General features: G+C 38.9%; 10 protein-coding genes. 1 reads left to right on the plus strand and 9 read right to left on the minus strand.

Annotation, left to right across the window (positions count from 1 at the left end; genetic code table 11):
* Positions 1 to 35: 35 nt before the first annotated feature.
* Positions 36 to 569, minus strand: a complete 534-nt coding sequence (locus EHQ70_RS03450; RefSeq protein WP_425270009.1) for a TlpA family protein disulfide reductase — start codon at positions 567 to 569, stop codon at positions 36 to 38.
* Between EHQ70_RS03450 and EHQ70_RS03455 the strand changes: the two genes are divergently transcribed.
* Positions 560 to 955 (plus strand): hypothetical protein, encoded by a 396-nt coding sequence (locus tag EHQ70_RS03455; RefSeq protein WP_244288208.1) that lies wholly within the window; start codon positions 560 to 562, stop codon positions 953 to 955. The genes EHQ70_RS03450 and EHQ70_RS03455 overlap by 10 nt on opposite strands.
* Here EHQ70_RS03455 and EHQ70_RS03460 read toward each other — a convergent pair.
* The 8 genes from EHQ70_RS03460 to recN form a co-directional block, all read right to left on the minus strand.
* The gene (locus tag EHQ70_RS03460) at positions 938 to 2,080 is read right to left on the minus strand and encodes a glycosyltransferase family 4 protein (protein ID WP_135583536.1); all 1,143 of its coding nucleotides are present in this window, start codon (positions 2,078 to 2,080) and stop codon (positions 938 to 940) included. The two genes, EHQ70_RS03455 and EHQ70_RS03460, sit on opposite strands and share 18 nt — an antisense overlap.
* Positions 2,074 to 2,943 carry a 3'(2'),5'-bisphosphate nucleotidase CysQ gene (locus tag EHQ70_RS03465; RefSeq protein ID WP_135583537.1) on the minus strand — a complete coding sequence of 290 codons (870 nt, stop codon included), beginning with the start codon at positions 2,941 to 2,943 and terminating at the stop codon, positions 2,074 to 2,076. The genes EHQ70_RS03460 and EHQ70_RS03465 overlap by 7 nt, the downstream gene beginning before the upstream one ends.
* An 18-nt stretch (positions 2,944 to 2,961) precedes the next feature.
* Positions 2,962 to 3,390, minus strand: a complete 429-nt coding sequence (locus EHQ70_RS03470; RefSeq protein WP_135583538.1) for an LIC11625 family surface-exposed protein — start codon at positions 3,388 to 3,390, stop codon at positions 2,962 to 2,964.
* Positions 3,391 to 3,408: 18 nt separating this feature from the next.
* Positions 3,409 to 5,592, minus strand: coding sequence for an ATP-dependent helicase (locus tag EHQ70_RS03475; protein WP_135583539.1), 2,184 nt, complete (start codon positions 5,590 to 5,592; stop codon positions 3,409 to 3,411).
* Positions 5,593 to 8,469 carry a BamA/OMP85 family outer membrane protein gene (locus EHQ70_RS03480; protein ID WP_135583540.1) on the minus strand — a complete coding sequence of 959 codons (2,877 nt, stop codon included), beginning with the start codon at positions 8,467 to 8,469 and terminating at the stop codon, positions 5,593 to 5,595.
* A 4-nt stretch (positions 8,470 to 8,473) separates the two neighbouring features.
* Complete coding sequence (locus tag EHQ70_RS03485) at positions 8,474 to 8,905, minus strand: ExbD/TolR family protein (RefSeq protein WP_135583542.1); 432 nt, start codon at positions 8,903 to 8,905, stop codon at positions 8,474 to 8,476.
* Positions 8,906 to 8,911: 6 nt separating this feature from the next.
* Positions 8,912 to 9,529, minus strand: a complete 618-nt coding sequence (locus EHQ70_RS03490; RefSeq protein WP_135583544.1) for a MotA/TolQ/ExbB proton channel family protein — start codon at positions 9,527 to 9,529, stop codon at positions 8,912 to 8,914.
* A gap of 75 nt (positions 9,530 to 9,604) precedes the next feature.
* On the minus strand, positions 9,605 to 11,314 hold the full coding sequence (recN, locus tag EHQ70_RS03495; protein ID WP_135583546.1) for a DNA repair protein RecN: 1,710 nt from the start codon (positions 11,312 to 11,314) through the stop codon (positions 9,605 to 9,607).

Raw genomic sequence — 11,314 nt, forward strand, 5'->3', positions numbered from 1 at the left:
AATAGAAAATCAAATTGTTGTTTCGCATTGCACAATTATGGCAGTTCCGTCGCCGCCCATACATGTGAGCGTATCACAAGCCCTGAAAGGTCTGATTCAATAATTCCATACTGCCTATATACGATTTTACCCGAACGATCAAAGACAAGAAGGCATGGGATTCCCTCGACATGATAAAAATCAGTCATTTTCCAGTCTTTGTCCAGTAAGGTGGGGTAACTCATTTTCAGTCGTTCCATATCTTTTTTAATTTTTTCTAAAGGTTCCGTAGTGTCAGTGTTAATCCCTCGGAATACAAAATCCTTTTCGGATACGGAAGACTTCCATTTGTTGATGGTGGGGACTGCTTTGGCACAGGGTTCACACCAAGTAGCCCAAAAATCCAAAACCACGACTTTGCCCTTAAAATCTTCTAAACTTTCCGTTTTCCCAAGAACAGTGGGAAGTGGTTCTGTATAAAAATCACTAGTGGGCCCTTCTGGTTTACAAAAAAAGAGAGAAAGGATAAAGATAAGATAAAACCTGGATTTAGACTGTCTGAAAATTTTGGTGATCATTTTTGAATTCATTGATTTATAATTACTTCTCCAACTTAGACGAATGGAATGATTACGTAAAGGGAAACTGGAAGGGAAATGGAATTTCTATGATTCCTTCCTCGGTGCAACCCTATGAAACGGGAGATGAAACAACCGTTATCTGGAAATCCAATTCCAAAGAAACCAAGGCTCATTTCAAACGTGGAAAACAAAATTTTGAATTTGTTTGGCTTATAGGATCTGAAGTTCTTTGTGATAGAATCAAATTAACCGCAGTAGACGCAGATTGGGAATGTGAAATTCAGGCAATGACAAGAGACCGGTTTCATCTGCATGTCCAACCAAAATCCGATAAATCCAAAATTCTTTATTCGGGAGTGGTCACAAAAAAAACTGGTTTATTCTCCTTCCTCTAAAACCTTTCTAAAAACTTCTTCCGTAATCTTTGCTGCATTTTCCCAAGTAAACTCGGAGATGGAAACTTCTGGTGGACTTGGTTTCTCAAAGAATTTTTTGATTGTTTCCGCCCAGACCTTTGCATCTTCCTTGGTTTGGTAAGGAAGATAAGTCACACCATCCTTTCCAATTTCATGAAATGTGGGAATGTCTGAAACCACACAATTCAAACCATGAAAAATGGCTTCCACCATAGGAATTCCAAATCCTTCGTATTTACTCGCAAAGGCAAATAATCCAGCTCTTTTGTAGAGATGTTGTAATTCAGAATCAGAAACAGAATCTAAAATATGAATGTCTTTAAATAGAGCACGTTCTTGTCTTAACTCCTCAATGAATTCAGAAGACTCCCAACCAATTTTTCCAACTATCACCCAAGGTCTGTAATGGTGTGGTTCTGCTTTACGATATTCACGAAAAACTTCGAGTAAAAAAGGATAGTTTTTTCTTGGTTCGATAGTAGATACAGAAAGTAAATAATCAGTTCCTAAATCCTTTACTCGTAAAGATGGTTCAGTCTCTAAAAGTTTTGCCATCTCCTTTGGATTCACACCTGGATAGGATACACCTGTTTGGTCCACGGGATAATCAAATTTGCGACACATATCATCGCTAGTTTGTTTGGAAATGGAAAGGATAAAACTAGACCGCCTAACTGAATAACTTTGAAACATTCTTTGTTGGACTTTTGCAATCCACCGCATCGTTTCTGGGTATAAATACAAAACCAAATCACAATAGGTTAGAACTGCAGATAAAGTTTTTGGTAAAAAAGGAGGTAAAACTTGTTGGGAACCCCAAAACAAATCCAATCTATTTTTTAATAAATAAAACGGGATGAAAAGATTGTAATACAATCCCCCTTTCCATTTCAAAAACCCACCACCATTCACCCAAGTTACATTAGGTAAATCCAAAACTGCTTTGTGGTCTTCATGGATTGGTAGATGGGAAAATAAAAAGAAATCATATTCTTCTTTATGAGGAAATGCTTTGAGAGTTTCCGCAATCAACCTTCCCACTCCAGAAACTCGTGTGGATAAAGGTCTGGCATCAAGACCAATACGTTTGGTAGGTTTTACCATCGTTCCTTAACCTTGAGGGACAATTGGTGGAAATCAATTTTTGATTCCAAATAAGAAACAGCTGCTTTTTTACCAGCAACAAGTCCAAAGGAAAGGGTCTGAGCTTGGTTGAATTTATATCCTTTGTCTTTCAAAGGAAAACATGTAAAATTCTCTTCATCTAAAAGAGCAATCCCACCACAAATATCCCATTCGTTTTTTGGTTTTAAAGAAACAATAAGATCAATGAACCCGGCTGATAACAAACCTAACTTATAAGCAATACTTCCCATGGATCGGATATCAAAGTCTTCCTGCCAAAAGGAATCAGAAAATAAACCTTCCTTCATTTCCGATAGAGAAACTAGTAAAATTGGTTTTTTGGCAACAGGTTCTGCTTCCCCAAGTGGTTCTAAGACAGATCCACTTTCCACAACAATCGTCCTAAAATTTTCTTCCGTAGCAAAGGGTGGTTGTAACTTAGCAAAAAAAGTAGTTCTATTTTTAGAAAAAAACTCACCTGTCGAAGGATTAAAAATCACACCCCAAATGGCTTCTCCATTACGAACGAGTCCTAAACTGAGTGCAAACTGATCATTTTTTTTGACAAATTCGCGAGTGCCGTCAATGGGATCTAAAATCCAAACCCATTCCTTATCCAAACGGGTGTTTGTATCGACTTTTTCTTCCGACAAAAATCCATGAGTCGGAAATTGTTTCGAAATTTTTTCATACAAAAATTCACTCGCGAACAAATCAGCTTCCGTTACCGGATCGTTGCCACCTTTGTCTCGAATTTGAAAATCAGATTTATAAATGGAAAGAATTGAATCTCCAACTGATAATACCCACCGCCAAACTTCTTGAAAATCGTTTTCTTCCATTCCGTCCTTATTGGAAAATTAATTCTTCTTTTCTTCTTTATGTGCGCCCGCGCCAAGATCCAAACCTTCCGGTTTCTCTAAAACAATCTCTTCCGAAGGAGAGGTTACATAAGTTTCTGGATCAACTGGGAATTGGTATTGAAAATAATATTGTTTGTATTTAACAAAAAAAGTATTGGTTCCTTCCGAACGTTCTGCCTGTAAATCCTGAAATTTGAGATCTTTTAAATCCTTTTTTGGATTGGATAGTTTTTTGGAAAGTGTACTCCGAACAGAACTTACCATATTGGTTTCAAAGTTTTTCTTTTTCTGTTCTTCCGTTAATTTTGGATTTCTAAGATAATCTTCGAGTTTTGTAAACTCCTCCGCCAAACCGGAGTTCTGTTGTGAATAAACAAATGTCACCGGAAAAAATAAAACAATACAAAAAATCCAAACTCGTTTCATAACCAATCCTCTTCTAGTTCATGATATTATCTCTAATGGTGTGTATGCCAATAAGAATTTTTTATCCAAATGAGATCCAAATCTGACCTCTACCTTACGATTGTCTCCTGAACCGGAAACGGATAAAATCCGACCTTCGCCGTAGACTTTATGACGCACCTTCGTTCCCACTTGGTAGTCTCCATCACCCGTTTTGGCAAGCACCGTTTCAAATTTTTCTTCTGATTTTTGGAATCTTTCGGCTCTCGGCGTAAACTCTGGTCTTCGCACCCCGTAGCGACTTTCCGTAAATTCACCATCAATAAACTGAGATGGGAGTTCTTCCAAAAATTGGGAAGGAAGTCTCGCCTCAATATCTCCGAATTTACGAGTAAACCTAGAGAAACTAATTTCTAAATTTTTCCTAGCCCTAGTGATGGCCACGTATGCAAGCCTTCGTTCTTCTTCCAAGCCATCAGGAGAATCTATCGATAAAAAATGAGGAAAGGTTCCCTCTTCCATTCCGGCCATAAACACATGTTGGAATTCCAATCCTTTGGCATTATGAACCGTCATTAAGATTACATAGTCTGGTAAATCTTTGGTATTGTCCTCACTGGTGATGAGTGAGATATTTCCCAGATATTCTTCCAAAGTTGCTTCTGGATTTGTTTCTTCAAATTCCTTCAGCGCATTGACAAATTCATTTAAATTGGAAAGTTTAGAAAAGGATTCTTCTGTTCCCTCATTTTCCAAAAATTCTCGGTAACCAGAATGTTCCAAAACCTCATAGGCGATTTCGGAAGGAGTTTTTTTTCCCAAATCTTCCATAGCAGAATCAAACATTCGATGTAAAGAAGCTAACTTTTGCAAGGTTCCCTTTTTGACATCAGGAACTGATCTGCCCAAACATTCAAATAAAGAAAGACCTTCGCTCACCGAATAGGATAACAAACGACTCACAGTTGTATCACCGATTCCTCTCGGAGGAGAGTTAATGATCCGAAGCAGGGAAGTAGAGTCCACCGGATTCACGACAACAGAAAGGTATGCAATTAAATCCTTAACTTCCTTTCTGTCAAAAAACCGAAATCCACCAAAAATTTTATACGGGATGGCTTTTTTCCGTAAAGCCTCTTCAAAGTATCGGGACTGGGAATTCGTTCTATAAAATACTGCGAAATTCGAATACTTCTGCCCCCTTCTCACACCCATTTGGATTTTTTGTACAATCCCCTCTGATTCTTCCATTTCATTCTGGTAAGAACTGAGTTTGATTTTATCCCCCATGGGATTTTCAGTGCGAAGGGTCTTATTGGTTCTTTGTTTGTTATTAGAAATTAAAGCAGCGGCAGTTTCGATAATGGTTTTTGTAGATCGATAATTTTCTTCCAACTTAACAACTACAGCATCTGGATAATCTTTTTTGAAATTTAGAATATTCGAAATATCTGCACCACGCCAAGAATAAATGGACTGGTCATCATCACCAACTACACATAAATTTTTATGAAAAGAAGAAAGGGACTGAACTAAATGGTATTGGATTTTGTTCGTATCTTGGTATTCGTCTACCATGATGTATTTCCAAAGTCTTTGGTATTTCTCCAAAATCACAGGAAAATCACGAAACAAAATTACCGTTTTTAAAATTAAATCCCCAAAATCGAGTGCATTTCGTAAATCCTTTCGTTTTTCATATTCTAGAAAAACAGAAGCAATCGTCTTTGTATAAGAGTCGTCGGCTTTCTTTTTCGCATATTCTTCTGCAGTCATAAAAGAATCTTTAGCTGCAGAGAATGTATTCGCGAGAGCAGATGGTCGAAACTCCTTCGTATCCATATCTTTGGATTTTAAAATTTCTTTGATGAGTGACTCTTGCATGTCACTGTCGTATACGGTAAAATTATTCCCTATGCCAAGAGCTTGACCTTCCCTACGAAGTAGATACAAACAAAGGGAGTGAAACGTCCTTACAAGTGGTTCCCCATTCCCCTCAGGAATCAAACTCCTACAACGAGTTCGCATTTCTTCGGCAGCTTTATTCGTAAATGTTACAGCGAGGATTTGATTGGGATAAACTTTGTGATTTAAAATTAGGTTCGCAATTCGGTAAGTAATGACTCGTGTTTTTCCAGACCCAGCTCCTGCCAAAATGAGGAGTGGACCTTCTACCGCTTCAACAGCTTTTTTTTGTTCTGAATTGAGTCCAACTAACTCCACTTAGAATCGCATATCCCCAATACCAAAAACAAACTGAAAGCTGTTATTGTCTGGATAAAGTCCAAAAGGTCTGTCTTCCACTCCCGTATAACGAATTCTTTGTGCAAAATACAAACGAAGCGGTAATACTGGAATTTGAATTCTAAGACCGAACCCCCAAGAAAAACGGAAATTCGACATAGAAAGGTTTTTACTAGATAAAACTAAATTCCCTGGATCATTCACAACAAGAGGAGACTCAGGTAATTTTTGACCATAGGAATTGTAATTTTCGTAGAGGTATGTTTCCACCGGTTCTTTTTCCCGCTGCGCACGAACCAAAGCATCATAATTTCGGAAGAACTCTTTTCTTTCTCCAACAGCTCTGTTAATTTGTTCATACATCGCACCGGCATCGAAGAAAATAACAAACCAAAGCAAGGAAGGCTCAATGGGAAACCGTAACTCCGAAGTAAATAAAACCCTGCTCGAAGCCCCATCCTTCCATTCATCTGGATAGTATTTATCATCAAAAAACCATCCACGAAGAGATTCATATCCCCCGAGGAAAAGTCGATCTTGTACTTGGATGTAAGGAATTCTTTCTTTGTCCTGATTTTTATACTTAGGTGTTCTTTCGAAAGTGAACACGGATGAAGTTCGGAACTGTTGCACCACGCGCCATCGCCTAAGTGCGTTTTTGCGAATGAGTCCAAAAAATGTATAATCAAACCAAGTGTGGTAGTATTCCAAAATAGGGCTAAACTGGTCAAAATGACTTTCTCCACCAAGGAACTGACCTACGTTATCCACAGAAAAAATTAAATTAAAACCCTGGGTTGAATTGAATACGTTATCACGGCTATCGTAAGCAATACCATTTGTTAGTTGAGAACGAAATTGCCATCCACGATCAACTTCCGCCAAAACCTGATCAGACACAAGGGAAGTGGGTCTGGTTGATGCAAAGAAAGACGGCGAATAACGATGGAAGTGGGTCCAGTTGATGAGAAACCTATGACCAAGTCCCGCACTCACACCCACACCCGAACGTTCGTAAGACGCAACTTCCTTAATCCCTTGGTTGTTGTTCTCCGTAATGGAAGTAGCACCCACGTATAGAGTTCTAGAAGAATAAAAAGCAGAAAGAGTGAGAGACCAAGGTTTATCCATAAACCAAGGTTCTGTCCAAGAAATTTGTAAATAACGGCGGATCGGACCAAACTCCACCCTACCGGTGATTTGTTGTCCAGAACCATTTAGGTTATTTTCACCTAACTGCGTAAAGATGGAGAAACCGGTAATGGTTCCGTATCCACCCCCCATCGAAACAGTTCCAGTGGGTTGTTCTACAAGTTCGATGATAAGGTTCATTTTCGTTTCATCGGAACCGGGTCTCATATTAAAGTTTACTTCTTTGAAGTAACCTAAGTTAAAGATACGTTCACGAGAACGGTTTACCAGTGTGGAGTTAAAAAGATCACCTGGTTTGAAAAGAAGTTCTCTACGGATTACGCGGTCTTGGGTTTTTTTATTACCCTTGATGATCACATTTTCAATAAAAGCTAAGTTATTTTCACGAATAGTAAAATCTACGTGAATGAATTTTTTCCCTCTAAGTTTTGGTTCCTCTTCGTAAACCTTTCTTAATTTAGCAACGTTTAACCTTCCGTATTCCTCATTACAATCAGCGACAGCATCACTACTCCCACGTTTATCGCAATTTTCATACCTTGAAAGTGAACCATCACTTAACTCAATCACCTTTCTACGAGGGATTACTTGTGCAAACAAATACCCTTTCGCTGAATAGGCTTCGTTGATAGAAGCTCTATCTTTTTGAAATTTGCTTTCATCGAATACCTCGCCGACATCAGCAGGTGCAAATTCAAATTGATCTTCTAAAAATTTTACAGGATAAACAGGAGCCCACTCTTCTTTAGGAGTTCCGATAGGGTTGTTTTCTTTGTTTAAAAATTGCGGCATCCCATTGGGAGCAATGGTCATATCATGACTTGTCGAATAACCATTATAGAAGTATTGTTCTCCTTCTATAATTTTAAAATTAACGATCACAACACGTTTATCTTTTTTAAGTGGGTTTTCCCAACGAATTTCCCAATTGGTTCCTTCGTTACTAAGTTCCGCGTCTACATATCCTCGCGATTTCAAATAACCTGCGATTTTTTGTTTATCAGATTCAAAAGCAGATTCCTTAAAAACACCTGATTCAATAATCCCACTTTCTTTTAAATCCATGATCCCTTGCAGATCATAGGTATCGATTTCGTTATTACCAAAAATATTGATTTTACTAACGGGAATTTCTTCCCCTTCATCAATGATGAATTTCACCTTGACCGTGTTAGTTTCAGGGTTAACGGGCTCTGTTTCAAAACGAACATAGGCTAGAAAAAATCCTTCATCTCGGTATTTTTTCAAAATCACTTCTTTGGAAAGAGTCACTTTTTTGGGAGTGATGACTTCGTTTTCTTTTAATGGGATTTTATCACGTAAGTCAGATGGAAAAACTTCATCGGCACCGATAAAATCAATGTCCTTCACACGAGGTCTTTCTTTGACAATCACAAGGATTTTGACCCCATCCCCATCTGCTTCCCCTTGGATATCAATATGGTAAAAGAATCCAGAAACAAAAAGAGCGCGCATATCTGCGTTCAAAATACCTTGTGATAATTGTATCCCAGGACGCATGTCCATTAATTCCAAAATATCATCCGAGGAAGTATTGATATTTCCTTTAAACTCTATTTTGGTAATGACTTTATCTATAAATACAGATTTGTTCGACCAAAGGGAAACCCACTCTGCCGAAACTAGTAAAAGGAGAGATAATACAAAAAGACTAAAGAATTTTATTTTTTTTCGAATATTCAAAAAATCACTTAGATGTGCCTTTTACCATTGCTAGGTTAAAGCGACTAACACCCGCAGCATTGACTGCATCGATTACCTTAACCACAACTTGGTAGGACGCACCACCATCTCCACGAATAATGACTTTGTTTTTTTTAGGGTCCCTTTCTTTTTCTGGACCGAGAAACCCATTGATTTTTTCGGTGAGACCTTCCAAAGCAACAGGGTCAGGATTTTGGTCCAAATAAATTTTACCTTGTTTGTCTACAGTGATTACAAGTTCATCTTTCTGTTTTTCTTTGGCAACACTCGATGAACGTGGCAACTCAACCTTAAGAGCTGTGTTTTTTTCCAAAGTTGCATTCATCAAAAAATAAATCACTATAAAGGAAATAACATCAATCAGAGGAGCAAGTTCGATGTTATTAAATGATTTTTGCGTTTTGCGAAATTTCATTTAATTCTATCGTTTGTTAAGGTGAGGTAACACCAAATCTGTTACGTTTTCCATTTCCGTAATTCTTTCCTCTTTCATTCGAGAAAAAAGATTATAAAAAATGTAAGCAGGAATCGCAATCGCAAGGCCCATAGCAGTAGTAATCAAAGCTTCTGAAATACCAACTTCCGCACCTTGAGTTCCCGCACCTTCAGCAAAGGAACGAACAATCCCGATAACAGTTCCAAGAACCCCAAGTAATGGACCAATCGTAGCAATCGTTCCAAGTCCAGTTAGGTAACGTTCCATCAAATAAATTTGTCGAAAACCCTCTTGGCGAATATCCTCTTCCCAGAACTGAACTCCACGACGTTTGAGATCAAATGCCATACGAAGGAGAACTGCGGCAGGAGACTGAACATCATGGCCGAGTACATCTTTTGCTTCATCCCATTTTTGTTCCCGAGCCAGTTCTCGAACACGACGAAAATGATCTTGTGGGATGGCCTTTAATCGGAAGTAATACACAAGTCGTTCTACAATGATGGTAAAACCAACAATAGAAACAAAGATGATTAAAATAGGAATGGTTTGTGGAGGAACCGAGGATATGATTGAATCTGATTTAGCGAAAGGAAAAAACATGAATGGGACCCCATTGAAGGATTACGAATAGAGTTTTCAGTCTTCCCTTTTTCGCCAAATACTATTTTTAAATGACTAACCTGCTTTTTTCATCAGTAGGTCTGTGGCTGCTTTTAACACCGCAGAAGTCACTTGTTTGCCACCAATCATCCTTGCCAACTCCCGTTTTCGTTCTTCAAAGTCAAGAACCGAAGCCTGTGATACGGTTCTACCGCCTTCCTGCCGTTTTTCGATCTTGATTTGGTGGTCTCCCGCGGCAGCAACTTGTTGGGTATGCGTGATCAGGAGAATTTGCGAGTTTCTTGCTAGTTTTTTAAGCTTTGTCGCCATAGCTTCGGCAGCCTCACCTCCAAGACCCGTGTCCACCTCATCCAGAACCAACATTTGCGGGGATGGAGCCTGTTTTCCGAGTACGCTGCGAAGGGCAAGCATCACCCGAGACAATTCCCCTCCAGAAGCCACTTTGCGGAGTGGACGCGGTTTTTCTCCCGGATTGGCACTAAAATAGAACTCAATTTGGTCCAAGCCCGATTCGGAAAGGAAATAGGATTTGGAGCCTTCTTCCACTTCGCCTTCAGGATTTTCTTCCCAACGAAGAACCACTTGGAGTTTTCCACCCTCAAGCCCTAAATCGGCCATTTCCTTTTGGACATCTTCCTCAAACTGGGAAATGACATTGCGGCGCAATTTGGACAATTGAAATCCGAGTTCCTTCATCTCGCTAAGGCATTGGTCTTTTTTGATTCGTAAAAAATCTTCATCACCTGCTTGTTCATTCCAACGTTCCAGTTCTGATTTTTTCTCCTCTAACAAAAGATTGATCTCGGTTAAACTGACATTGTATTTTTTCTTTAATTTTTTGATATCTTGGAGTCTGGACTGAACCATATCCAATCTTTCAGGACTAAAAAATAATTCCTCTTCCTCTTCTCTGATGATCGACTTTAGAGATTTTAACCTGTCGTAAACCTCTTCCCATTCTTCCAACATTTCCTTTTTTTCAGGAATTAAAATGGAAACCTTTTGGATGGCATGAATGAGTGTGGGAAATACTTTTAGAATTGAATTTTCCTTTTCCGTTAATTCCTCTAATACCAAACGGTAGTTTTCTGCTAGTTTTTCCCCATTTGCCAAAAGGGATTCTTCTGAAGACAAACTTTCATCTTCTCCTTCTTTCGGAGAAATGGATTCGATCTCTTCAATTTCATACTCGAGGATTTCTTTTCGTTTGAGCATACTCCGTCTTGTTTCTTCAAAATCATTTAGTTTTTGTTTCCAATGGCGGTATTGTTGTAATGCAGATTTGAATTTAAATTTTAAGGATTCCAAATTGCCGAACCGGTCAAGAAACTCCAATTGGTTGGACTTTTCGAGTAGAAAGAGTTGTTCGTTTTGGGAATGGATCTCCGCCATAGTTTTTCCCAGTTCCCGCAAATGGGTGGTGGATGCCAAACTCTCCCCAATTTTCACCCGTGCCTTTCCATCTTTCATGAGTTCTTTAGTGATGATGATCTCATCCCCCGTATAACGGAAACCCTGCTCCATCAAATAGTCTTTGGCTAAGTTTTGTCCGGTTAAAGAAAGGACAGCTTGTAAGGAATACCTTTCCTTACCTTGCCTAATATTGGCAGTGGAGCAACGTCCCCCAAACAAGGAAGCCAATGCATCGAAAATTAAGGATTTTCCAGCACCGGACTCGCCAGTAAAGACAGAGAGACCATCCGCAAGGGAAAGTTCCAGGGATTCAAAGAGTGCAAAATCTTTAATTTTCAAATGTGTAATCAT

The sequence above is a fragment of the Leptospira congkakensis genome, from assembly GCF_004770265.1.
In the GTDB taxonomy this organism is placed as follows: domain Bacteria; phylum Spirochaetota; class Leptospiria; order Leptospirales; family Leptospiraceae; genus Leptospira_A; species Leptospira_A congkakensis.